At 46.5% G+C, this 26167-nt stretch carries 19 protein-coding genes and 1 tRNA gene; 11 read left to right on the top strand and 9 right to left on the bottom strand.

Annotation, left to right across the window (positions count from 1 at the left end):
• Window positions 1-22: 22 nt before the first annotated feature.
• Complete coding sequence (locus H3H32_RS31705; RefSeq protein WP_182459738.1) at window positions 23-1954, bottom strand: sensor histidine kinase; 1932 nt, start codon at window positions 1952-1954, stop codon at window positions 23-25.
• Window positions 1955-2130: 176 nt separating this feature from the next.
• Here H3H32_RS31705 and H3H32_RS31700 point away from each other — a divergent pair, with 176 nt between their 5' ends.
• The 8 genes from H3H32_RS31700 to H3H32_RS31665 all read left to right on the top strand — a co-directional run bounded on the left by H3H32_RS31700 (window position 2131) and on the right by H3H32_RS31665 (window position 14560).
• The gene (locus tag H3H32_RS31700; protein ID WP_182459737.1) at window positions 2131-2958 is read left to right on the top strand and encodes a T9SS type A sorting domain-containing protein; all 828 of its coding nucleotides are present in this window, start codon (window positions 2131-2133) and stop codon (window positions 2956-2958) included.
• A gap of 152 nt (window positions 2959-3110) precedes the next feature.
• The gene (locus tag H3H32_RS31695; protein WP_182459736.1) at window positions 3111-3356 is read left to right on the top strand and encodes a hypothetical protein; all 246 of its coding nucleotides are present in this window, start codon (window positions 3111-3113) and stop codon (window positions 3354-3356) included.
• 514 nt (window positions 3357-3870) lie between these two features.
• A complete protein-coding gene (locus tag H3H32_RS31690) occupies window positions 3871-6996 on the top strand; it encodes a serine hydrolase domain-containing protein (RefSeq protein ID WP_182459735.1) in 3126 nt (1041 codons plus the stop codon).
• Between the two features lie 290 nt (window positions 6997-7286).
• Window positions 7287-11912, top strand: a complete 4626-nt coding sequence (locus tag H3H32_RS31685; protein WP_220472573.1) for an Ig-like domain-containing protein — start codon at window positions 7287-7289, stop codon at window positions 11910-11912.
• A gap of 23 nt (window positions 11913-11935) precedes the next feature.
• The gene (locus H3H32_RS31680; RefSeq protein ID WP_182459734.1) at window positions 11936-12370 is read left to right on the top strand and encodes a nucleoside deaminase; all 435 of its coding nucleotides are present in this window, start codon (window positions 11936-11938) and stop codon (window positions 12368-12370) included.
• Window positions 12371-12427: 57 nt separating this feature from the next.
• A complete protein-coding gene (locus H3H32_RS31675) occupies window positions 12428-13042 on the top strand; it encodes a superoxide dismutase (RefSeq protein ID WP_182459733.1) in 615 nt (204 codons plus the stop codon).
• A gap of 102 nt (window positions 13043-13144) precedes the next feature.
• A tRNA-His gene (locus H3H32_RS31670) sits at window positions 13145-13220 on the top strand.
• A 464-nt stretch (window positions 13221-13684) separates the two neighbouring features.
• Window positions 13685-14560 carry a MerR family transcriptional regulator gene (locus H3H32_RS31665; RefSeq protein WP_182459732.1) on the top strand — a complete coding sequence of 292 codons (876 nt, stop codon included), beginning with the start codon at window positions 13685-13687 and terminating at the stop codon, window positions 14558-14560.
• A gap of 9 nt (window positions 14561-14569) precedes the next feature.
• Here the strand turns inward: H3H32_RS31665 and H3H32_RS31660 are convergent, their stop codons facing one another.
• Window positions 14570-15532 (bottom strand): YheT family hydrolase, encoded by a 963-nt coding sequence (locus tag H3H32_RS31660; protein WP_182459731.1) that lies wholly within the window; start codon window positions 15530-15532, stop codon window positions 14570-14572.
• A gap of 53 nt (window positions 15533-15585) precedes the next feature.
• Between H3H32_RS31660 and H3H32_RS31655 the strand changes: the two genes are divergently transcribed.
• On the top strand, window positions 15586-16029 hold the full coding sequence (locus H3H32_RS31655; RefSeq protein ID WP_182459730.1) for a hypothetical protein: 444 nt from the start codon (window positions 15586-15588) through the stop codon (window positions 16027-16029).
• 2 nt (window positions 16030-16031) lie between these two features.
• Here H3H32_RS31655 and H3H32_RS31650 read toward each other — a convergent pair whose 3' ends face one another.
• From H3H32_RS31650 to H3H32_RS31620, 7 genes are all read right to left on the bottom strand, one after another.
• Window positions 16032-16802 (bottom strand): glycosyltransferase family 2 protein, encoded by a 771-nt coding sequence (locus H3H32_RS31650; RefSeq protein WP_182459729.1) that lies wholly within the window; start codon window positions 16800-16802, stop codon window positions 16032-16034.
• Window positions 16803-16856: 54 nt separating this feature from the next.
• Complete coding sequence (locus H3H32_RS31645) at window positions 16857-17813, bottom strand: glycosyltransferase family 2 protein (RefSeq protein WP_182459728.1); 957 nt, start codon at window positions 17811-17813, stop codon at window positions 16857-16859.
• 86 nt (window positions 17814-17899) lie between these two features.
• On the bottom strand, window positions 17900-18712 hold the full coding sequence (locus H3H32_RS31640) for a hypothetical protein (RefSeq protein WP_182459727.1): 813 nt from the start codon (window positions 18710-18712) through the stop codon (window positions 17900-17902).
• Between the two features lie 72 nt (window positions 18713-18784).
• Window positions 18785-19735: a glycoside hydrolase family protein gene (locus H3H32_RS31635; protein WP_182459726.1), complete on the bottom strand. Its 951-nt coding sequence runs from the start codon at window positions 19733-19735 to the stop codon at window positions 18785-18787.
• Window positions 19736-19772: 37 nt separating this feature from the next.
• On the bottom strand, window positions 19773-20846 hold the full coding sequence (locus tag H3H32_RS31630) for an NAD-dependent epimerase/dehydratase family protein (protein WP_182459725.1): 1074 nt from the start codon (window positions 20844-20846) through the stop codon (window positions 19773-19775).
• Between the two features lie 224 nt (window positions 20847-21070).
• Window positions 21071-21349: a hypothetical protein gene (locus H3H32_RS31625; RefSeq protein WP_182459724.1), complete on the bottom strand. Its 279-nt coding sequence runs from the start codon at window positions 21347-21349 to the stop codon at window positions 21071-21073.
• Between the two features lie 104 nt (window positions 21350-21453).
• Window positions 21454-23184 (bottom strand): M3 family oligoendopeptidase, encoded by a 1731-nt coding sequence (locus H3H32_RS31620; protein WP_182459723.1) that lies wholly within the window; start codon window positions 23182-23184, stop codon window positions 21454-21456.
• 239 nt (window positions 23185-23423) lie between these two features.
• Here H3H32_RS31620 and H3H32_RS31615 point away from each other — a divergent pair, with 239 nt between their 5' ends.
• Complete coding sequence (locus H3H32_RS31615; RefSeq protein WP_182459722.1) at window positions 23424-23798, top strand: BlaI/MecI/CopY family transcriptional regulator; 375 nt, start codon at window positions 23424-23426, stop codon at window positions 23796-23798.
• 67 nt (window positions 23799-23865) lie between these two features.
• Window positions 23866-26106: a M56 family metallopeptidase gene (locus tag H3H32_RS31610; RefSeq protein ID WP_182459721.1), complete on the top strand. Its 2241-nt coding sequence runs from the start codon at window positions 23866-23868 to the stop codon at window positions 26104-26106.
• Window positions 26107-26167 lie beyond the last annotated feature (61 nt).

Below are 26167 nucleotides of genomic sequence, written 5' to 3'. Positions count from 1 at the left end.
AGCCATTCACTTATTCTATCGATCAATCATTCAGAATTTTATAAGGAAGTATCACTTCAAATGAACTGCCCTTCCCAAGTTGGCTTTCAACCAGAATCTGGCCGTGGTGTTCATCGATCATTTTCTTCACGTAACTCAGTCCCAACCCGAACCCTTTCACATCGTGGCGATTGCCCGTAGGAACTCGGTAAAACTTCTCAAAAATTCGGCTCGTCTGTTCCTTCGACATGCCTAATCCCTGATCCGTAACGGTAATACTCACCCCTTCTGGAAGGCTTTTAGTACTTAACGTAATATGCGGGCTTTCGGGCGAGTATTTAAGCGCGTTATCCAGCAAATTGTACACAATGTTGGTTAGATGAAGTTCGTCCGCTTCAACCACTTCCCGGTCAGCGTCGAAGTTGAGCTCTACCTCTCCCCCGCGTTGCTCAATTTGCAAACCCAGATTATTCAATACCTTTTCGATAACGTCATGTACGTTTACGGATGATAGGTTCAGCTTAATTTCGCCCCGATCCAGCAGCGCCATTTGCAATACTTTCTCCACGTGCGACCCCAATCGCCGGGTTTCATCGCGAATAATCCCCATATAGCGGGTCAATCGGGAGTCCATTTGTTCTGGCCGCTCGGGTAAATCGTTATCGTGTCCGCCCGAAGCGACTCCTACTGGTGTGCGTCCCAGTTTCGTCTGGCTTTCTGACCGTAGCTGCTCCTGCGCCATTTCGACCGCGAGCGAAATGGTCGATATAGGCGTTTTGAACTCATGGGTCATGTTATTAATAAAGTCGTTCTTGATATCGGCTAGTTTCTTTTGTCGAACAATCGTGTTAATCGCGATATAAAAACAAGCCAGAATGACCAGGATCAGAACAGCCGAAGCGGCAAATGTGAAGCCCAGACGTTCTAAAATAAACTGCTGCTGGGTAGGAAAATAGACGTACACGTAGTTCCCCGTTTCAACGAAATTGTTCGGAAAGAGTACCGCTTTATACCCTTCTTCATCCAAATGCTGGGCTTCCATACCCAATGAAGTAAACAGAAATTTCGGCTGCTGGCGGGTACGAACGCCATAGGCAAATGGAATACTAATACCTCGCTCAACCAATGACTGACGAAGCAGCGTGTCTAGCGCAACCCGATTAATTCGGTCTTCGATAGGTCGATCAGACAAGAGTAAGCCCTTGAGGACATCCTTAATCATGTGCGATTGTTCCTCGGCCCGGTGCTGGCTCATACTAGCCGGATGTGTAGGAATGCCTGGTTTAATAGCTGCCAGATTAGTGGGCAGTGGGTCTTTACGGGGCTGTCCTGTTTGACGCTTACGCTGTTTGGCTGCCCGCTTAAGTGAATCCTCATTAACCTGTTTATTGATTTTGATTAATTCGGTACTCAATACCGTTTCGACCCAGTGGTCAAACTGCTGCTGTTGAAGCAATTGGGTTTGCCAATCACCAACGGCCATAAGCTCCTCCTGCTGCCGGAAAAACTCAACTACTACCGCCGATTGCTCGGCAGAAAGTGGCTGAACCGTTGGATGAAGCACATCGGATTGAACCACAACCGCCCCGGCAGGCGTCATACCCAGCGTCATTTGGCGTGAGTTGGGCGTTGGGCTCTGCGAGTGCTCCGCTTTTTTTAGTTCGACCAATCGGTTAGTGTGCCCTCCCGTTCCCTGGGCAATTGATTCTGAAGCGTTCGACTTCCCTTCTTTCTTCGCAATCGCTTTCAGACGATCCTGCTGTTCACGAGCCTGGATTCGCTGTTTGGTCAGGTACACAATCTCCTGCCGTTCCAGCGTTCGAACAACCTCCTGCAACGCATCGGTTACTTTATAGGCAAATTGCTCTTTCTGCAACCGCAAGGCGCTTCTAATCCAGAATACTTGCAGACATACAAGACCCAGCAAGCCTATGGCCATCAGTGCGACAATCCAGCGTATGCGTTGTTCTGACATTTTTTTACTCTTTCATGCAACCTTCGCCCAATTTCTGCATCTATTCGAAAACAGGGCGTGGTCAGTAAAAGTACGAACCGGGTAGCCTACTAATTGGCCCGTTAACAAACTTTAACACCCCCTGAATCAATTGGTTTAGCAACTTATTGTTCCTTCGTTTGCAAATAATCTGTACTATGAAAAAAACAGTTTTTGCCGTCTCCCGGTTCACACCGGCCCTGTTACTGGCAGTTACCTTCAGTGGTATGGCCGTAGCGCAAAAACCGATATCCCCATCGCCAAAATCGGATAGTAATGAGGTAAATGTCCGAATTATTGAGCGGAATGGTGATGAAGTTCGGGAAATCGAACGCACATATCGTGTGAATGGAATGAGTGATCCCGAGCGCGATAAGATGGTCATGAAATTAGTCGATTCGCTGAAGGCTACCCGTAAAGATGGCCGTAAGCGTCAGATGACAATTATCGTAGAGGACAATGATAGTGAGCGAATTGTATCACGCAAACGCATTGGTCCAGGTATGAAACGTGTTCCGGGCGATGCTTATGCTCAACGTGATCGCTTTCAGAAAGATGACTGGAATTTAAGAAACAACCAAAACTGGCAACAGGAGTTTCGGCGGGGAACGGATTCGATGGCCGATCAGCTTCGTCGGTTTAAGATGGAGTTTCCGAGAGATTTTGATCGCCAACTGGTTCGCCCATTCGAAGACTGGTCTCGTAACTTGGGTGGAAAGCCTTCTACGATTCGGGGATTAGATGCTTTCCCAAATAATCCCGACCGCGACCAATTGAATGTTCGTTTTACAGCGCCAGAAAAAGGGGATGTAAGCATCATTGTCACAAATCCGAAGGGAAAAGAAGTCGCCAAGCGTGAAATAAAAGACTTTTCGGGCGAGTTTGTGGGGCAGATCGATCTGGGCAAAAAAGCGCAGGGTATCTACTTCATTACCGTTACCCAAAATGAAGATGGTGCCGTGAAGCGGATCGTCGTTCAGGAATAGTCCGTTAATCGGGTGATTGAAAAGGGAATAACTAGCTCAATCAATCACCCGATTAGCCTATCTCAAAAAAATAATTCAAAAAATTTAGTACTATGTATTGCAAGATACCAAACAAAACATATAACTTTGTAGTGTAAATAAAGCTAGTGGTCATGAAAAAGTTAATGGTAATCGGGATTTTGTTAGTGGGCGTCAGCGGTCAAGCCTTCAGCATGGGGCACCCACACAACATGTTTGCTGCCCGGAAACAGCTACGGGCTAAAGCGTCGGCATCTGTATCTAAATCGAAGCCACTGACAACCACCTGCTGGCAGCAAGCTGTGCAGATCACAAAAACAGAAATCAGCGAACGATTGCTGGCTGCTCTCTCCAACGTACATCCAGCCCGCTCTTATTAATTTTTTCGGCTTCCAGCGCTTTCCTAAGCCGGACAGCTATTCTGTAGCCTGATTCGATTAGGCACCTTACTTCCCTTATTCTCTGGCCCTAGCGGCCATTTGTTGTTTACACAGCCCCTGACGGCTCTCCTCCTTTCGGATAATCATCCTTTTCATTTCAAAATACTTACGTTTTTTCTTAGCGTAAGCAGGCCTGCGGCCACGGCATCATTATTGCAGCTTTTTCATCATTTACACAGAAATAAATCAGTATCAGTTTATTGCGAGCTGCACAACCACATAGTCTGATTTGTCCAGCCAGCAGTAGTATATACGTCATTGAAGCTTGAAGGCACTAATTTTTGAATTTAATTTTGTATTAATCCGTTATCAACAACAATCTATCTATCTTTTTTCGTTAAAAATTTAGATAATTCAATGATTAGTAACGGTTTTCGATAGGCTTTGGCTATTTTTATGGTTTGCCACAAACTACCGTTAACTGACTTAGACTTTTTTTACCTTCAGAGTGCCCATGCGGAACATTGCTGTACGACCAATTTTACTTGTCGGCCTCCTGTTCGTCAGTTTGTTAACAGCTTACGGTCTGACAAGACCAGGCCGTAACCACTGGGCGAGGCATTCTCATTCAAGATCTCATAAAGCCAGTAATTCGAGATCGCATAAGGCAAAATCCAAAATCAAACGTCCAGCTCCGGCCCCTGCGCCAGTCGCTATTGCCGTTGCTTCTCCCTACAAATACGGAGCGGCTGCCGAAGGCGTTGAGGTGTTTACTCTTCCCGATAGCGGCCGTATATGGGTCGACAGTGTTTTCAAGTCGCTGACGCCTGAACAGAAAGTAGGACAATTTTTCATGGTAGCGGCCTTCTCGAATCGCCATGAGAGCCATTACCAGTACATCGACCATCTGATCCAAAACAATCATATTGGTGGGCTGATTTTCTTTCAGGGTGGCCCTTACCGTCAGGCAATTTTAACCAATCGATACCAGGCTGAATCGAAAGTACCCCTGCTTATTGGCATTGATGGTGAATGGGGACTTGGCATGCGATTAGATAGTGCGATGGATTTCCCCAAGCAAATGTCGCTGGGCGCTATTCGGGACAACGAGTTGATTTATCGAATGGGGGCCGAAATTGGTCGACAATGCCAGCGGTTGGGTATCCATATCAATTTTGCCCCGGTATCTGACATTAACAGCAATCCATCGAATCCTGTTATCGGCGTTCGCTCATTTGGCGAAACGAAAGAAAATGTAGCTTTGAAAGCATCGGCTTACATGCGCGGCTTGCAACAAACGCACGTGATTGCCACGGCAAAGCACTTTCCAGGCCACGGCGACACAAATGCCGATTCGCATCATACGCTTCCAATAGTTTCGCGCTCATCGGATCAAATGCGCGAAATTGATCTCTATCCATTCCGCAAACTCATCGCCGATAGTTTAATGGGCGTTGTGACCGGGCATTTGCACGTACCTGTGATGGATAACACGCCTGCATTGGCGGCAACCTTGTCGGAAAAAATTGTCACTGATCTTCTCAAAAAAGAACTCGGTTTCCGGGGGTTAATTTTTACAGATGCACTCAATATGGGTGGTATCAGCCGATCGTCCAAGACAGTAGATGTAAACATTCGGGCTCTACTCGCCGGGAATGATATTCTGCTTTATCCGGAAAATGTACGGGATGCCGCTGCCAATATTCTGAATGCCGTTCAACAGGGTGTTATTTCTCAGGAGCTTATTGACGAAAAAGTTAAAAAGATACTTCGGGCTAAATATTGGGCAGGTTTAAACCATTACAAACCTATTCAACTAGGTGGCCTATCGGCCGACCTCAACTCATCAGAAGCCCAACTCTTAAAACAGGAACTTTGTGAGCAGTCGGTCACGGTGATCGATAACCACAACAAGCTCCTTCCTTTAAATCGACTGGATACGCTACGGCTGGCGTCTATTGCTATTGGTGCCGAACCTGGCAATGTTTTCCAGAAAACATTGAACCAGTACGCGCCTTTCCAGACGCTTGCTTTCCCCGAGAAACCGCTCTCTGATGCCGATTTAACAAACATACTAGCTCAGGTTGGCGATGTAAATACCGTCGTCATTAGCTTTCATAGAATGAGCGAGTCGGCGGTTCGTCGATTCGGCATCACAAAGCCTTCTATCGATTTGATCACTCGTCTGAAACAGCGCGGGATCAAGGTAATTGTTACTTCATTTGGATCGCCCTATAGTCTACCTCACTTTGCGGGTGCCGATGCGCTTGTTTGTGCTTACCAGGAACTTGATGATATGCAACGAGTAGTGCCTCAGGTGCTATTTGGTGGATTAGGGGCAAAGGGTATGTTGCCGGTTTCTACATCAGGCGAGATGAAAGCAGGCATGGGTTTGCATACAAACCCTGAAGGAAGGTTATCGGCCGGATCGCCAGAAAGTGTCGGTATGAAATCGGCGGTGCTGAACCAAATTGACGCCATTGCCCAAAACGCGATAAAAAATCACGTTGTGCCGGGTTGCGAGATTCTGGTAGCACGCAAAGGAAAAATCGTTTATAGCAAGAACTTCGGCGCAGTAACGTATTCTGCTGGTGCCGAAAAAGTAACTGATGAGACCTTGTACGATCTGGCATCGCTCACGAAAGTACTCGCGACTTTACAATCGGTGATGGTATTGTATGACCGGAAACAGATTGATCTGACGCAAAAGGCATCTGTTTACTTGCCCGAACTTCGGAATACAAACAAGCAAAACATTACCCTTCAGGATTTGCTCTGGCACCAATCGGGTATGGTTTCGTACTACCCAACCACCTGGGATCGTACCCGCTTACCGGGCGGGGGCCTGAAAGCTCAATACTATTCGGCTACGCAGGATAGCTTACACACCCTTCAAATTGCGCCTACACTCTGGGGTGTTCCGGCGCTGAAAGATTCGGTCTGGAAATGGGTGATTCAATCGCCGATGTCACGTAAGGTCGATGAAGGGGGCAAGCCAGCCTACGTTTATAGCGACCTTAACTTTCTGACTTTACAGAAGATTGTGGAACGCGTGAGCAAGCAACCGTTAGACAAATTCGTGACGGAGAATGTCTATAAGCCGCTTGGGCTGCATCAGCTGGGTTTCACGCCTTTACAGCGTTTACCACATCCAGTATGCGCACCAACCGAACAGGATACTTACTATCGGAATCAGTTGCTTGTGGGTACCGTGCATGATCAGATGGCAGCTGTTCAGGGAGGAATTTCGGGCCATGCTGGTTTGTTTGGCAATGCACACGATATCGCGACGCTCTTGCAGATGAATCTCCAGAAAGGTGTTTACGGCGATCAGCGTGTTCTGAATCCTATGACGGTGCCTTATTTCACCCAGACTTTAAGCAACCGTAGCTTCCGGGCATTGGGTTGGGACAAACCAAATCCGGAAAACCCCAATAGTGTATACATGGCACCGAAGGCATCGGCTCGATCATTCGGGCATACCGGTTTTACAGGCAATGTGGTTTGGGTTGATCCCGATGAAGAGTTGATTTTTGTATTCCTGTCGAATCGTATCTATCCAACAGCTGGTAACAACTCGATCAACACCACGAAACTTCGCCGACGGATTCACGAAATGATCTATAGTGCTGTTGAGTAATACGTTGCTTATTAAACGGTATTCGCCCTCACTCAGGATGCGTATAAAATAGCTTTATGCCACTTCATTAATGAAGTGGCATTTTTATTGCAGCTAGTTTAAGAGCATTGTCTCTCTGGGCACAATAACGAATACAAAACACTAGCATACTACTATTAATCAATCGATTAATTATACAGTTATCCACATTTTGCTAACTGGTGTACATGGGCTACAACCTATTGTCTTCCATATATCAAGCATAAAAACATTAACTTTAGAGTCCAAAATTGATTTATTACTCAAGTTTTATGAAAGGACGTATATTTTACTCCTATTTACTGGCTTTGCTGTGTCTGATGGGGTTGGCAACTAGTGGGTTTGGGCAGACAATAACCAATGTTACTTTTTCTAAAGCTACAGTTTGTGCAGGAGAAGGACTTACTGTTTCTTTCACAACAAGTACTTCATTCGCTGTGGGAAATGTTTTCACAGCGTATTTATCTGATGTTGTTGGAGGTACTTATCCAACAATTTTAGGTACTCTGACGTCAAGAACGGGGGGAAATATTAGTGGGACCATTCCTTCGACGGCTGCAAATGGTAATTCCTATCGTATTCAAATAGCTGCCGGCAATGCAACAAAGGCTACCAGTCTATCAACCCTCACAATTAATGTCCCTACTGCTCCAGGTATACCTTCTCCTTCTCTTACTTATTGTGAAGGTAATTCCCCTCAATCACTAATTGCTACAGCTTCAGGCGGTGGTACGCTAAACTGGTATGGCCAGAATCCATCAGGCACGCCCTCTAGTACGGCAACGAAACCAAACACTAACCTTATTGGATCAACCCTCTATTACGTCAGTCAAACAGTTAACGGCTGCGAAAGTCCTAAGGCAACGATTACCGTTACCGTAAAAGACACACCTGCTGCTCCGGGCACTTCGCCCATAAGTTATTGCGTAGGGCAAACAGCCAGCTCTTTAGTGGCAACCCCAGTTGGGTCTGCAACGCTTAATTGGTATGGCACTTCTTCCAATAGTGGAACAGCATCTTCTATTTCTCCTGTTCCTTCTACAACAGCTGTAGGTCCTACTACCTATTACGTCAGCCAAACGCTGAGCGGCTGCGAAGGTCCTCGCGCCAGTCTTGTTGTTACAGTCTCCAGTCCTCCCAATCCTCCGACCGTAACGAAACCTGCTGATTATTGCGACGGTGATACTCCTCAATCGTTAAATGCGACGGCTTCGGCAGGGGGTGTACTTAACTGGTATGGTACGGCGTCATCGGGAGGGACCGCATCAACTGTGGCGACACAACCAAATACAAGCCTTATTGGCCCAACTAATTATTACGTCAGTCAGACAGTTAACGGATGCGAAAGTAGCAGGGCAACCATCACAGTTACCGTAAAAAGTAAACCGGGCTTACCAGCTACAACTCCGGCTCCTACTTATTGTCAAAGTCAACCAGCTGTCGCCTTATCGGCCACGGCTTCTACCAGTGCCGTTCTCAACTGGTATGGTACTTCTGCCAATGGAGGCATAGCATCAAACGTTGCGACAACACCTACTACCTCTCAATCAGGAGTAACAAATTATTATGTCAGCCAAACGCTAAATGGCTGCGAAAGCTCAAGGGTTGCTATTGCCGTTACGGTTAAAGCGACTCCAGCAGCCCCTACCGTAACGAGTCCGGTTATCGCCTGTCAAACGCGTAGTACAGACCCTTTATCCGCAACACCTTCATCGGGCGGGACTCTGATCTGGTATGGCACGGCTTCGGCTGGAGGGACAGCATCAAGCGTGGCCCCAACCCTATCAACGATTAATACCGGGTCAACCACTTATTATGTTAGTCAATCCGTTAACGGCTGTGAAAGTTTAAGAGCAGCCTTGACTGTAACGGTTAATGCCATCCCTCCCGCTCCCTCCGGACAATCGGTTACATATTGTGAAGGAGCTACTCCTCAAGCTCTGGTCGCAACCGGATCGCTCTTAAAATGGTATGGCACTAACTCAACAGACGGTACGGCTTCAACCAACGCTACAATCCCCAGTACAGCAGCATCTGCCATTTACTATGTAACGCAAACGATCAGTGGCTGTGAAAGCTCACGTACGGGTATTCCTGTCGTAGTCAAAAGCAAACCTGCTGCGCCCGGTACAACAAATGTTGAATTATGCCAGGGGGTAGCATCCTTAACATTAACGGCAACAGCTTCTGCAAGCGCCGTGCTTAACTGGTATGGCACTTTAGTTAACGGTGGGACTGCCTCTTCGAATCCACCTGTTGTTTCCAGTGCAACGCCGGGTAATACGCCTTACTATGTTAGCCAAACCCTAAACGGCTGTGAGAGTCCTCGTGCTGGTTTGAGTGTCCGGGTGAAATCCCTACCTCTTGCTCCTGTTGTGAGCGCTATTAGCTTCTGTAATAATGTGACTGCTCAACCATTAACAGCCACTGGTTCAAATCTGAAATGGTACGATGATACTGATAAGTTGTTAACTGGTCCGCCAACTCCTAACACAAGCTCCCTGGGTAATCAGGTTTACAAAGTTTCGCAGACCGTTGACAATTGCGAAGGTCCTAAAGCAACGCTTACGGTAACCATCAATTCGGTACCAACTCCACCAACCGGAACCTCTCCCAGTGCTTATTGTGAGGGTACCACAGCACAAGCATTAACGGCTGTAGGACAGAATTTGAAATGGTATGGTACGAATGCGACTAATGGCACTGGCTCAAGCAACGCTACGGTTCCGAGCACAGCAGCTTCGGCTATTGGCTCTGTTACCTATTACGTAACCCAGACGGTTAATGGTTGTGAAAGCGCTCGTGCCGGTATACCTGTGCAGGTAAAAGATACGCCCGCTGCTCCCGGAACTTCTGGAATTGACTTTTGCCAGAACTATACAGCCCCAGTTCTTACAGCATCTTTAGTCACCAATGCTACGGCTAACTGGTATGGCACATCTGCCAATGGTGGTACGGCATCTACTAACGCGCCTACGCCTGCAAATTCTACCGTTGGGACAACTGTTTATTATGTTAGTCAGACGTTAAGCGGTTGTGAAGGACCTCGTGCCAGCCTGAGCGTACGAGTAAAGACTACACCTGGCGCACCAAGCGTAAATCCTGTAAGTTTCTGTAATAATGCTACTGCCCAACCATTAACGGCCAACGGCACAAACTTAAAATGGTATGATGCTTCCGATAATTCGTTAGCTGGGACGCCTACTCCCAACACGGGTTCTGTAGGTAATCAAACCTATAAAGTTTCACAGACATCCAGCGAAGGTTGCGAAGGTCCCAAAGCAACAATAACCGTTGTCATTAACGCCTTACCTAGCCAGCCGACGGTGGCACCTGTTACGTATTGTCAGACGCAACAGGATCAACCTGCGCAGAACGTAACATCATTACAGTCTAACGTTAGTGGGCAAAATCTTCGTTGGTATAATACAGACGGTAATCAATTCCCCAACGCGCCTATTCCTTCCGTTGATAAAGCGGGTACGCAGACCTTTAAGGTTAGTCAAACGGTCAACAACTGCGAAAGTCCCAGAGCCGATTTAATTGTTACAATCAATACAGTAGCGGCACCTATTACCCCCAAACCCGTGGTTGTCTATTGTATTAACGACAATGCCACGCCCCTGGAAGCCGTTGGTGAATCCGGCAGCCAATTGAGATGGATTGATCCTTATGGTCGAGTAACTACCTACGCACCTACGCCTGCAACAACCAATACGAATGTTCAGCCAGGTGGCGATCCTTTTTACGTGTACCAGATTGGGGCAAATGGCTGTTATAGTCCCCGAACCCTCATCAAGGCTGTTGTTACATCACCACCTACATTAGGCTTAACAGCACCTACCACTACGGTAAATTTAGGCCAGCGGGCCCCATTGCAATTAAAGTTTACTAGCTCAGGGCCATTTACCTACACGCTTACAGGTGGTTATACGGGTACGTCGACCAAAACAGACACAACCATTTCGGTATTACCCCGTGGCAACACAATCTATCAGGTAATAACCGTTTCGAATGGTTGTGGCGTGGGGTTACCAGGGAGTCCGGCAACTGCCCAAATCAATGTTATTGTCCCAACGGTTTCAACCAGCTCCATAGCAACAACAACCTTATGCACAGGCACGTCGCTTGCGGTACCGTTTACTACATCAGGGCTGTTTAATTCGGGCAATGTATTTAGAATAGAACTGGTGAGTGCAATCGATACGACGAAAAAGTATGCTGTTTCGACAACCGCCACAAGTTCTCCCGTTACAGGAACGCTTCCCTCTACACTACCCGGAGGCCAGTATCTTGTTCGTATAAAAGCCGATAACCCAGAGATCGCCATCATCGGTAGTAACAGCCCTACTCAGCTAACCGTACGCTCTGTTGCGAGTGCAACGCTGACGGGTTCACAAACTATTTATGAAGGCACTCCCGCTAATTTAACCCTAACATTTGGGGGCGATGCACCGTGGACAACAACCTACTCGGACAGTCTTAACAATTATTCGATCACGACGTCCACGAACCCGTATATTTTTGAAGCACGACCGATTAAAACAACAAGCTATCGTTTAACCAATGTGACGAACGTTTGCGGTAGTGGGCCAATTTCAGGTACCGCGACCATTGTAGTCTCCCCACTACTGGCTACAGACGACAACCCGCTTGATCCATTAATCAAAACCTATCCAGTACCTACGCAAACCATACTTAGGGTAGAGTTAGAGCTGCCATTAACTCATACGCCTGCCACCCTATCACTCATTGATGCAGGAGGTCGGCCCGTTTTGGAGAATAGTACCCGTAAACAGATCAATGAACTTGATCTGACCACTCAGCCTAATGGCCTGTACTTTCTACGTATACAGGTTGGCGACCGACAAACCGTTCGAAAAATAGTGAAACAATAAACCATTGTTGCCCAACGACGCTCATGCCCGATGAATATTTCATGGATATCGCACTAGGACTGGCTGAGGAAGCCGCCGATAATGGCGAAATTCCGGTTGGCGCTGTCGTTGTTTGCCGAAATAGAATTATTGCCAAGGGCCGCAACCAAACCGAACAGCTTACCGATGTAACAGCCCATGCCGAACTCATGGCGATTACAGCAGCAGAACATTATTTAGGCGGCAAATACCTGACCGACTGCACCTTATACGTAACCTTAGAACCCTGTGTAATGTGCGCAGGTGCCTTATTCTGGGCGCAATTAGGTCGGTTAGTGATCGGGGCGAGTGATCCCAAACGAGGGTACAGCCGAATGCAGCCGTCCGTATTACATCCTAAAACTCGCATCGAAACAGGAGTACTAGCCGACGAAAGTCAGGCGCTATTGGCAAAGTTTTTTAATCGTCTAAGAACATAAATTGAAATAGGCTTGTTAACTGAACCGAATAATCTTACATTCTAACTAATCAATACAATGGCTTTTGTATTAGATCCGCTTCCTTACCCAAGTGATTCGCTCGAACCGAATATTGACAAACAGACAATGGAAATTCACCACGGCAAGCACCATAACGCTTACGTGACGAACTTGAATAACGCCATTGCAGGCACGGACATGGAGAATAAATCCATCGAAGATCTGCTGGCCAGTGTGAGCAAAGCACCCGTTGCTGTTCGTAATAATGGTGGTGGCCATTATAACCATACATTGTTCTGGAACACCATTTCGGGCACGGGTGGAGGACAACCTACTGGCACGTTAGCTGAAGCTATCAACCAGAAATTTGGCTCATTTGACGCTTTTAAAGAAGAATTTACGAAAGCTGCTACCACTCGTTTTGGTTCGGGTTGGGCTTGGTTGATCGTAACGCCAGAAGGTGAATTAGCGATCACGTCTTCACCAAACCAGGATAACCCATTAATGGATATTGCCGAAGTAAAAGGCTTCCCTATTATTGGCCTTGATGTTTGGGAACATGCTTATTACCTGAAATATCAGAACCGTCGTCCAGATTATATTGCGGCTTATTTCAACGTAGTTGACTGGAATGCTGCCGAAAAACGGTATCAGCAAGGCAAGCAAGCCTAATTAATTGGGTAATGAATAATGTACAATGCATAATTTATAATTAATAACTCCATTAGTCATTGTACATTATTCATTATTCATTACTTTTGCACTCTCAAAAATGGTGATTGTAGCTCAGTCGGTTAGAGCGTCGGATTGTGGTTCCGAAGGTCGCGGGTTCGAGCCCCGTCTTTCACCCTGAAAAAAAGCCCTGACTGTTCAGGGCTTTTTTTATTGCCCCTGCACTTACTAACCTAGTTAGTTAGTCAGTAACTAAGTGTTAACGTGGATAATCGATAGAATCTGAAATTATTAACTGATAATCAGTCACTTATAATGTTATTTTTGTCATCCCGACGCCAGGAGGGATCTTCGGCAACTGGTTGTCTACCGAAGATCCCTCCTGGCGTCGGGATGACAAAAAACTAGTATAATTCTATTCGTAAATCCTCCATAATTCACGTTAAGTGTTATATAGATTTGATTTATAAGTAGTAAATGCTATTTTTGTTGAACCTTTACAGAAAGAAGATTAAACAAAATTAACATCCCTCGGTTTCCGGTTTATAATTCAACAAGGGAAATATCTATACTCCGCACCAGCTTCGTTTAATTGAGTTTACGGCAGATGCCTTATAGGTTTATTCTTTGCAGTCTTGTTTTATGAGTACCTATTCCATTAGAGATTTAGAGCAGCTTTCAGGAATTAAAGCCCATACGTTGCGAATTTGGGAGCAACGGTACGCCATTATTGCCCCGCAACGAACTGATACCAACATCCGAACGTATGACGATCAGGATTTGAAGCTTGTGCTGAATATTTCCTTATTGAAGGATCACGGCTACAAAATTTCGGAAATCTCGAAGCTCTCACCCGAAGAGTTATATCGTGAAGTTGTTAGTGTTTCAGAACGACGCCTTACCTACCCTGATCAGATTCACGCGCTGACGCTCTCCATGATCGACCTGGACGAGGAAGGGTTCGAGAAAATTATTCGTGATAATTCGTTTCAATTTGGGTTCGAAAATACGATGATCAATATCATCTACCCCTTTTTGAATCGTATTGGTACACTCTGGACAACAGGCTCTATTGGGCCTGCTCAGGAGCATTTTATTTCGAACTTAATCCGACAGAAGCTTATTGTTGCCATAGATGGTCAGAGCAAGCAATCGGCTACGGGTAAAAAATACATTCTATTTCTTCCTGAGGGAGAGTTTCACGAAATCAGTTTATTGTTTGCCGACTATATCATCCGCGCCCGCTCGAATAAAGTCATTTATTTAGGTCAAAATCTGCCATTCAGCGAATTGGAATTCGTTTATGAGCGACATAAGCCCGATTATCTGCTTACTATTCTCACATCACAGCCAGCTAATCATGAGGTCCAGCCTTTCGTAAATCGACTTGCTACCGCTTTTCCAGAGTCGCAAATACTGTTAACTGGTTACCAGATTGTTGGACAAGGAATTGACACGCCCGATAACGTTATGATCATCAATCAAATTAATGAACTCGTCCGCATTGCTACGAATTAATGCTTCTGATCAATTTCCATTAATAAATGACAAGGCCCTACGTTCTGCGTATGTATGTTCATCACGGGCGATCTGAAAACCAACATGGCCACCGGTCCGGGGCGTTTCTAAAAAAATATGTTCGTGGGATTCTGCCAGCCAACCCGGTGAACACTCTGGCGAGAGTAAAGGATCATTCTGTGCATTGAGCAGCAAGGTTGGTACAGTAATACCGGGCATGAAATTAACGGCCGATGCCTGCGTATAGAAATCGTCAGCATCACGATAGCTATTGACTGGGGCCGAAAAAAACTCATCAAAATCCCGCCATTTTTTCACATTTCGTAATTGGCTCATATCCAATCGACCTGGAAATCGGTCGGCCTTCTGGCTTACTTTGGCAACTAGTTTCTTCATGAACCGATTGCGGTAGAATCGGTTAGTTGGGCAGTCGAGCAGTACCGCGCTGGCACCCAAATCAGTTGGGGCAGAAATGGCGATACCTTGCTTGACTGCATCGGGAAGCTGTTTTCCATGAACACCCAGGTATTTCAGCGTAATGTTTCCGCCCATGCTATAACCGATCAGTGCTATTTCCGCATATCGTTTTGTTTGCAACGCATGATCGATAACCTCGCCTAAATCACCGATTTCGCCGTGGTTATAAAGCCGAAACTCCTTGTTCATTTCGCCACTACAGGAACGACAATTCCAGGCCAGCACATCGTACCCGTGCTTAGCAAAGAGTTTTGCGGTCCCCAGTATATACTGTCGGCCACTGTCGCCCTCCAGGCCGTGCGTCAAGACAACCAGACGATTTTTACCACCGTCAATCCAATCCAGATCAACGAAGTCGCCATCGGTTAGTATTAATCGCTCACGTTCGTAGGTAACCCCTGCCACTTTACGTGTGAGGCTGGGAATGATCGTTTGCAGATGGCCGTTATATTGCAACGCAGGTGGCCCAGGATAAGCAGAATGAATCAGCGGCATATTAACTAAACAACGGATACATTTACATCGTTGTTCCAGTACAAACGATAGTCATGCATATTGCCAAATACATTTCCGTGATCATTGCCAGCACGATCAAATTCGTTGGGGGGCCACTCTCAGGGGTCACGCTTGGATTAACCTGGCTCGAAACCGCGATTTGTACAACAGTAGGTATGATGCTGAGTGTTATAGTCGTTACATACGCTGGAGCTGCTTTGCAAGCCCTGTGGCAACGCTATCGGCCTAGCACACCCAAACGATTTACAAAGCGTACGCGGCTGGCAATCCGTATCTGGAAACGGGCTGGCCTAGCCGGTATCGCGCTCTTAACGCCACTAATTCTGACTCCAATTGGTGGAACTATTATAGCCCTTTCATTTGGAGTCAAACGTGGCCAACTGATGCTGTATATGCTTATTAGCGCGGCCGCGTGGGCCGTTGTTCAGACACTCGCTTTTTACCAGATTCCGGGCCTAAAAGGAATTTTAGGCTAATACTACCGGCTTACCGTTTGTGCGGGAGTAGTCGCTGTTTTTTTGCGAAAGTCACCTTGCGAAAAATATTTCTCAATCAGGCAGTACATCAGAATGAAGAAGTAGCGGCTCCCCATTTCTTTAATTTTCAGCTTCGACTCACCGTATTTCCGATTGGTCCAGCTATTGGGTACTACCTCATACGAATAGCCCCGTACAATTGCTTTAAGGGGAAGTTCGACCGTCAGGTTAAAATGGGGCGCTAGAAATGGCTTTACTCCTTCAATCGTCTCTCGTTTGTAGAGTTTAAATGCGTTGGTCGTGTCGTTGTATTTAATGCCCATAACCATCCGCACAATGAAGTTAGCAACACGGTTAATGAGTTTTTTCAACTCAGGATAGTCAATTACTTTACCATCTTTTCCCCAGCGCGAGCCAAATACCGCATCGGTACCGGTTTCCATCATTTTGTGATAAAACTTCACTAAGTCCTCTGGATCGTCGGACAAATCGGCCATAAACACAGCGACACAATCACCCGAAAACCGTTCCAGACCATAGCGTACCGCATAGCCAAACCCGTTTGGTCCGGGATTAGTATAGTAAACCAGTGTCGGGATTTCCGTTGCCGCTAACTGCTCTAGTACCTTCAGCGTGCCATCTTTGGAGTTATCGTTTGTAACGCAAATTTCATGAGGAATTCCGTGCTTGGCCAGTGTTTGATAGAGCACGCGCAACGTTGGCGGCAACGACTCTTCTTCATTGTAGGCAGGAATAACAACGCTTAATTTCATATGTAGTCAGGTACGGACAAGATCCGCAATTGATGGTTTATTCATCCGCATCGCCTATCGATGTGGCAACAGGCGCAACGTGCTATAGACTTTAGCAACTGGCCGCGGTACAATATAGTCTCTAATAACGGCTTTTGTTTTATTCCAGCCTGGCTTTGCCATATAAAGGTATTTGACCGCCAAAGCTGCCCGCCGGAAATAGCTATCTTTATACTGTTGGGAATCGAGCATCATTCGATAATAGCGAGCCATATTTCGGCGCAGTAAAGCATCATACCGATAATCGAGTTCCTGATTAATATCGCTGTACATCTGAATCCGGTTCCGCAGAAACGTTTCATTCTGATAGTTATCATGAAAGCTGGCTCCAGCCCTATTCTTCCGATATACAGACATAACATCCGGAATATAACCGATCTTACCGAGTTTAGCTTTCAGGATCAAGCGCGGAATATCGCCACTCGACGACTCGCGAAACCAGGCCGGGTACTCTTTTATGCTATTTCGGTACATCGTACTCGAGGTAGCCATAAACCAGATTTCATCCTCACCAATCAGGTCTTCTACCGTATAAAACGGCTTCATGTCATCGCCATTGAGTACGTGAGACGGACTACCATCTTCATACGTAATCAATGCATTATGGAAGCTCATTGAATAGTCGGGATGGGCATCCAGCTGATCGGCCTGCTTTTGAAGTTTCAGTGGATTGGTTAAGTAATCATCGCCATCAATTAAAGCGTAGTACTCACCTTTAGCCAGCTTCAACGTTTCCAGAAAGTTAATGCCGCCATTTTTACCCATGTTGTGCGGATGCAAGACACCAATAACCAAGCCTGGGTACTGGCGTTCGTATTCCTGAATAATCTCCCGTGTGCCATCGGTCGAAAAATCATCACCAACTAATATTTCGATAGGGAATGTTGTCTTCTGCGCCAAAACACTATCAATAGCTTCGCGGATGAATTTCTTCTGGTTATACGTGATAATCAGGACACTAACTTTTATCATAACTAGTCTGTAGTAAGGAATAAACCAGGAGGCATCAGAAAAGTTTCCCCTCCGATGCCTCCTGGTTTATTCCTATCACTTTATTTCTATACAGTTGCTTCTTTAGCAGTTTGAATATGGGATTTCCAGCCTTGAGGCTCATCTTTGTCAGCAGGTTTTCCCCAGGGGTCATAGAAAGGCAGAATAGCTACCCAACGACCAGCGGGATCATCCCAGCTAAAACGGTCCGCAAAACTTGACGGGCTAACCCAGTGAGGCAGATCGTACCGGAATAAAATAATATCGCCCATGTCCTGATAGCCCTCTGTTTCAACAATATGATCATTGATAACATAACCTGTTCCGCCTGAATTGTAATCTTTCCCGTATTGGTTCAGGGCCAGAATAGTGCCCACTTTTTGTGGATTAAGCGGGTGCCAGTGCCGACCAAAGAAACTACCGCCCAATGGGTAATGCGTTACCTGTGGATGAAAATAGGGCTGGCCTTTCCGAATACCATACTCTTCATTGTTACCCGTCAGGTTATTCCAGAATTGACGCAGGGGATTAAAAACCTCCATCAACGTTTGTTGCGTTGGTTCTTCAAGATCAAGAATAGCATCGAAGGTATGGTCGTGAAACAACTGCGGAGCCTGTTGAATTTTGGCAATGTGCAGTCGTTGTTTGTGCTGATTATTGTCGAAGGAATCGGGAGCCTCTGCCAAGGGTGTCTTGGATGCCCAGGCATGCGTAGCTTCGATAACGTTACGAAGCGTTTGTTCCGGAATACCTGTTTTAATAATAACAATATTCGGCTCGTTGACCAACCGCATTACCTCTTCATATGGAATCTCGGGCACGATCTGGCCATCCTTGAATTGAGCATCAACCTTTATAATGTATTTTGCTACTTCTTTCATGGTTATTCGCTTACTGATTTCGTACAAAGTAGGCGGCTACCTACATAAAATGCAAATTCCTCTACGCTGATTTTAATCAGTTTTTGACTGAGTGGCATAGCCAAATCCAGACGCACCAAAACCGTTTCCGTTATAGAACATAACCCATTGATTCTGATGCGGGAAAATGTGACAATAGTCCATCATCAGTGAGTCCCAGCCTTCAGCCGATCGCTCAATACCCGCTAATTCATCTTTCCGTACCCAGTTAATACCATCTTCTGATTCGGCATAACCAATCCGATAACTACGCTGAACGTCGGTACGATAGTTCGTCGCGTTCCGATAAGAAAAATACATTTTGTACAAATTCCCATCTTTATAAACGGTAGGTCGCCCGATGGCGTCCGTAAATTCATCGTAGCCTACGCAAACATGTCCCGTACGCTCCCAATGAATTCCATCTGCCGATTCAGCATACTTAACATCATAAAAAGGTTCGGGATGTCCTTGAATCACTTCGATTTTGGTGCAAGACAAATACCACATTCGCCATAGAATAGAGCCATCAGCCTGCTCCTCACGGATAACGCAGGGTTGAGCCACCCACACCTGATCGAATATATACCGATCGAGCAACGGACCGGTAAACTTACGTTCAAACGTCAGGCCACCATCCTTACTAATAGCCAGCCCAATACCGAGCCGATAACTAGCGGTTTCGCTCTTGTTCCAGCCAGTATAGTATAGCCAGATTTCGTCGCCAACGGGCAGAAACCAGGACGGCATTGTTCCCGTTTCGTCAAACATGCCCACATCGCCTTTTTCTAAGCAGGTCTTGTCGTGCACATAGAGTACTTCGGAAAGATTATCGGGATTCAATTCAACAAATGACACTGCCGACGAAATGTTTTCATCGCGTGTCGAGAAATAAACCCGCAACTTATCCTGCATCGGGTAACCAAACGGCACTTGGGCATGGGTTCGGCTGAACGGCTGCGAACCATCGGGTTTATAAATCAGTCCTTTCTTTTTCCAGCTCATCAATTCAGGTATTCGGTACTATACGTTTAAGCGTAACTTATTTAGCTACAGACAAACGGGCAGCCATGCTGTCGTGAATCTGGCTCATTGTCTCTTTCAAATCGAACGTCCAATCCCAATTAGGATAGTGCTGTTTGAATTTAGACAAGTCAGAAATGTACCAGATATGATCACCGCTCCGGTTGGTTTCTGAATATTGGTAGTTCATTTTGTTGCCCGAAATTTCTTCGCAAAGCGCAATGGCTTCGAGCATGGAGCAGTTGGCATAACGACCACCGCCCGCGTTATATACTTCACCCGGACGTGGATTCTGGTAGAAATGCCAGAACATGTTTACCAAATCCCAGCTATGAATATTATCGCGAACCTGCTTGCCTTTATACCCAAAAATGGTGTACTGATTTCCGGTGATAGCACATTTCATCAGGTACGACAGGAATCCATGCAATTGGGCACCTGAGTGATTCGGCCCCGTTAAGCAACCGCCCCGGAATACGCCAGTATTCATACCGAAGTAACGGCCATATTCCTGCACCATAATATCAGCAGCTACTTTCGATGCCCCAAAAACTGAGTGCTTGGTATGATCGAGACTCATGTGCTCGTCGATACCATTTTCGAAGTAGGGGTGATTATGGTCGATTTCCCAGCGCGTTTCGGTTTCGATTAGCGGCAGGAAGTTCGGGTTGTCGCCGTAAACTTTGTTCGTAGAGGTGAAAATAAAGACCGCTTCAGGACAATGAAGTCGAGTCATTTCGAGCATATTAAGCGTCCCTACCGCATTTACACCGAAATCGGTGAACGGCTCACGAGCAGCCCAGTCGTGGCTTGGCTGTGCGGCTGTGTGCAAAACCAGCTTAATATCAGTGCCGAACTCCTTGAAAATTACTTCCAGTTGCGGAACCTCCCGAATATCGGCGGCACGGTGAACGTAATTTGAATAAGTTTCGGCCAAACGATTACGGTTCCATTCCGTAGAGCCATCAGCTCCGAAGAAGTACTGCCGCATGTTATTATCTATTCCGACAACGAGGTCAAACTTATCAGCAAAAAAAGCAACGGCTTCACTACCAATCAAACCAGCAGAACCCGTAACCAGTGCAATTTTCATATATTTATTTGCGCGTAAAGGCGGTTAGCTAACAAAATAATACTCTTTTCAGACTCAACTTGAGTGAACAAAGTAACGCAAAAATTTACATTTACGTTATTTTTCGGCACGTTAGATTGTCTGGAAGGCGGAGCTTTTTAGCCAGCGGTCTGGCAAAATAAAAGCGATGAATCAGCCATTATTTGCTGATTCATCGCTTTTATTTTGCCATTAGCCAATCGTTATTACAGGCTTTGGGTCGTGTTCCGAGGTCCAAATAATTTCTCACGGATTTTTTGCGCCTTCGCATCTAACTCTGGATTAGCCGTGTAGGTGTATTTTGATTGAACAGCAGCCGAATCTTTACCTTTTCCGTATACTTCAGGATCACCAGCCTTGTAATCGGAACGGAAATCTTCTGCCCGGTAGTCTGCCTGGCGGACTGAGTTATATTTTTGATAGTCACACGATGCCAGCGACATCACCACCACAGCCAACAAACCTATATTGAGTACGCGTTTCATAGCCACTTGATTACGAATTGATTCGACAAAAATAAGAAACAGTCGTTAGCCAACAGTCGTTAGTAGTCAGTTTTTTTCTTTTCCCGCCTATTGAGACGCGACAACTACCCTAATTTCTTCATTTCTTCCCCTACGAAAGTCATCAGCTCTTGAATATTTTCGCGCGAAAAGTCGAATGGTACGTTAGCGGCTGCGTATATCTCCCGAATGGGCGCTTTGTAGCCTAAACTCAATGCCTTTTTATAGCCTGCCAAGCCTGCTTTAGTATCTCGTCGGTAGTTCCGCCACACACCAATGGCGCCCAATTGCGCAATCCCATACTCAATGTAATAGAAAGGCACTTCGTATAAGTGCAACTGACGCTGCCAGATATACTCCTGATAAAACGCGAAACCATCCCAGTTGGTCACCGTATCGGCAAACTGGTTGTAAATCCGAAGCCAGTTTTCACGCCTTTCGGTATCGGTATGCTCTGGATGCTCATAAATCCAGTGTTGGAATTTATCGATCGTAGCCACCCAGGGAAGCGTTTCGATGATGGATTCCAGATGCTGAAGCTTGGCTCGCCGAAGCTCATCCGGGTTTTCGAAAAACACGTCCCAGTGATCCATGGAAAGTAATTCCATACTCATGGAAGCCAATTCAGCAACTTCCATCGGTGGATTCCGGAATGCTTTCAGCGGCAAATCGCGGGTTAAGAAGGAATGAACCGCATGGCCGCCTTCATGAACCATCGTCACTAAATCGCGCAGACTTGAGGTAGCGTTCATGAAAATGAATGGTACACCAATTTCTTCGAGCGGATAATTATAACCACCTGGCGCTTTCCCTTTTCGTGATTCCAGATCAAGGTGACCCATCGCGCGCATAATCCGTAGATCATCTCCTAACTCCTTGTCGAGCCGGTCGAAGCAGGTAATGGCTTTTTCCAGCAGTTCATCTCCAGTAGCGAATGGTTTCAACGGTGGCCGACCCTCTACATCCACTTTGGTATCCCAGGGCCGTAGGGGATTAACGGAAAGTTTTTCCTTTCGCTCGCTAGCCAGATCATTGAGCAGTGGAACAACAGCCTCTGCTACAGATTCGTGGAAATTGATGCAATCCTGTGGTGTATAATCGAACCGGCCCAGAGCGGCAAACGAATAATCCCGAAAATTGGCAAAGCCGGCATTAACAGCTATTTCATGACGGAGTGCCCGCAACCGGTCGAACAACTGATCAAGTTCCTCGTGATCCTGATAGCGACGCTCCCAGATTTTACGCCAGGCTTCTTCACGCACAGCCCGATCGGTAGATTGCAGTCGATCGCTGGCAGCGGGCAGGGTCATTTCCTGACCGTCAATTGTTACAGTCATGGCGCCAACAATGGCTCCATATTTTCGTTCCTCGGTCTGAAGTTCAGTTTGAAGCGGAATATTTTCTTCCCGGAAAATCTCGATTGCCTTCTTCATACCCCGTACCATAATATCGTACCCCTCGTCGGTCAGCTCACTTAAAAAGGGGCTATTCACCGCTTTCAGGTCAAGGTCATTGCCGTACGCAGTCATGGGCGGCTGAATCTCGGCAATAAAGAAGTTGAGATTATTGACCAACTCTTCATTAGCCGTATCGCAAGTCATTCGAATGTAACGCCACGCAAAATCTTCCGACAAATACGATTCAAGTTCACTTCGGTCGAGTAACCATTGTCGTAGGTCATTGGCGTTGTTCAGCGGTCGTGCCAGCAAGTCATCGAAAAGTGGTTTAACATCGTCCCAGCTTTGCAAGCTTATAGCCTCACCAATAAATGGGCGGGCAGGCCGAGTTGGAATAGTCAGGGTTTCGTTTGCAGTCATTGTTAAATGATAAGATTCTAGAGATTCTTTTGATGTTGTGGATTCTACCCCATTTAGATGCTATTCGTATGCAGTGCATCTGTATAGAATCTGTGGCCCGAACTACCAAAGAAACATACACCCAACAGAATCCACAAGAATCCTTCCTAAAGAAGCTATTCTAAAACTTTTTTGTTCACAAATTTGCATCTACGAAAACCTTCGTATATGTTTGCTACGAAATTATTCGTAGATGAATCATGAAGCCAACGGACTCTGAACTGGAAATCCTGCATGTACTCTGGACCAATGGGCCCAGTACAGTACGTCAGGTACACGATACGTTGAGCCAAAGCCGAGACCTCGGTTATACAACGGCTCTGAAATTAATGCAGATTATGTACGAGAAAGGGCTGCTTTCCCGCGAGGAAGATGGTCGCTCGCATACCTACACAGCGGCAGTCAGCGAAGAAGCTACCCAACGGAACTTAGTTGACCGTTTTGTTGAAACGGCTTTTCGGGGATCAGCATCGAAGTTAGTTATGCAGATATTGGGTCAACATAAAGCCTCGCGCGAAGAATTAGATGAGATTAAAAATCTGCTGAGTGATCTGAACCGAGATTTATCTGATTAAGCTGATTGACCTGATTTTGTGAACTGATAAAATGATTTTACTCACACTTAACGATTTCCTATAACTCATGAACGCTTTCCATTTTTTGTCGAATTCAGTGGTGGATGCCCTGGGCTGGACGCTACTCCATGCGCTCTGGCAGGGTTTTGCGTTGGTTTTGCCGGTAGCTGTAGTGCTTCATCTTCTTCGGAACCAATCCAGTATGCTGCGCTATCGCGTTAGTGTGCTCACCCTGCTCACCCAACTTTTGGTATCAGGGGCTACGTTTATCTGGTATTATGAGCCAGTTGTTGAGAATCAACCAATCGTGCCGTCAGCCGCCATCCACTATGCTAAACTGGTTCGCTGGCAAACGGTGACGCAAAGTTTACCCTGGCAGCAACAAACGCAGCTATTTCTGGAAAGGCATCTGAGTCAATTTGTCCTGATCTACCTAATTGGTGTGGCCTTGTTCGGGTTGCGACTGGCAGGGGGGTGGCTTTATCTGCAACGGCTAAGCAAAACAGCTACGCAGCCTGCCACCAAAAACTGGCTTTCGTTAACGAACCAGCTTCGTTCGGCCCTGATGATCAAAACCGTTGTGCAAGTTCGTGAATCGGCACGTATTGCGGTACCTATGGTGGTTGGCATGTTAAAGCCCGTTTTATTGCTCCCCATTGGCTTAGCCACAAGCCTGTCTATGCGTGAAGTCGAAGCGGTTTTGGCACATGAATTAGCCCACGTAAAACGGCATGATTACGCCGTGAACCTACTCCAATCGGTTGTTGAAGTGCTCTATTTCTTTCATCCTGCGCTGTGGTGGCTATCAGCTCGTGTGCGAGAAGAGCGTGAACATTGCTGCGACGATTTGGCGGTAGAAGCTTGCGGAGGCAATGGTCGTATTCTGGCACAAGCGCTTGCCCGTGTAGAAGAACTACGGCTTATGCAACTTGAACAGACTCCCGCTTTGGCGATGGCATTTGCCTCAAAACGGCAACACTTATTGCATCGGGTTCGTCGGGTGCTGGGGGTTCCAACGCGCCCCTTCGTCTCCAATGCCAGTCTGGCTGGTTTAACCCTTGCGACTATTTTGCTGATGAGTGTATCGGTTTATGCAGTCCAGAAACAGGATGATACGAAAAAGGAAACCAAACAACCCAAACCTGCTCAATCGACCCGTCGGCATAAAATTGATGGTAATTCTGAATATGGTATGGTCGATGGCAAGAAAGTGGGCTATGTGATCTGGAAAGGCCAAAAGCTGTCGGCAGCCCGATTAACTAAATTACAAACTCAACTGAATCAGGTGATGAATGGGCAGCTATCGCTTGATGCGGTCAAACAAGCTGACCGAGACATTCTATTAACGATTATTGAAAAGAATCAGGCGTTTGATAACGGAATGGGTGCTTTGACCGAAGGCTTATCGCACATTGATTACGATAACATTGTCGCATCATCAGCACTGAAAAACGTTCCCCTCAGCCCAGACGGAACCGTAGAAGGCTTAGCGAAAGTCGATTATAAAAGCATTATCGACGATGCGCTTGCGGCTGCTACTCGTAATAGCCACGATGCGTTCCTGTTAGCAAATGACACCCTTGCCCCTCAGCGCGCTTTCCAGCAACGGCAAATCGATAGCCTAAGCAGGCTTATGAATGAGCGGGCGCATCAGGTTCAGACGTTACACCTTCAGATGGAGAAAATGCAGTTTCCCATTGAGGAGTTCGGACGAAACCAACAGATGTTGGAGTGGCGTAAAGAGAAGCTGATGCAGTTACGCAATAGTCTCATTGAGAAGCAACAACAGATGATGCGTCAGGATGGAAAGCAGAAATTAAGTCTGGAAGAAATGGAGAAGCAAGTAGCCGCTTTTGAGCCAGAAATAAAGAAACAGGAAGCTAGTATTGAGGAGGCCAATCGGCAGTTAGAAGCTACTCAGGCAAAATTACTGGAGGCTCGAAAACCGCTGGAAAAACTAGAACTCGAATCTCGCCAGTTGGATGCACAACTAGAGCGGTTATCAGTAGAAATGGAACGACATGGCGAAAGCCTATCCCGAATAACTAGCGACCTACCCAATCTGGATATGGGCATGAATGTCAACGTCAACACAGGCAGAGGCCGCATTACACGCACTCCGCGTGCCCCACGTGCTCCTCGCCCTGCAATAGCCCCCAGAGTAGATGTAGTAGTACCTGCAGTACCAGCGGCACCAGCAGTACGTGTTCAGGCAGCGCCGGCAATTGCCCCTCCTACTCCCCCTGCACGGGTTGCCAAACCTCGCTCGGCTCCGAAACCAGCGGTGGCACCCAAAATTGACGAGTAGGGAATAAGTTCTCTAAACAAAAAAGGGGAGATAGCCGATGCCATCTACCCTTTTTTGTTTA

Source organism: Spirosoma foliorum (assembly GCF_014117325.1).
Taxonomy (GTDB): domain Bacteria; phylum Bacteroidota; class Bacteroidia; order Cytophagales; family Spirosomataceae; genus Spirosoma; species Spirosoma foliorum.
The sequence above is the reverse complement of the archived record's forward strand: the minus strand, read 5'-3'. Positions and strand labels throughout refer to the sequence as shown.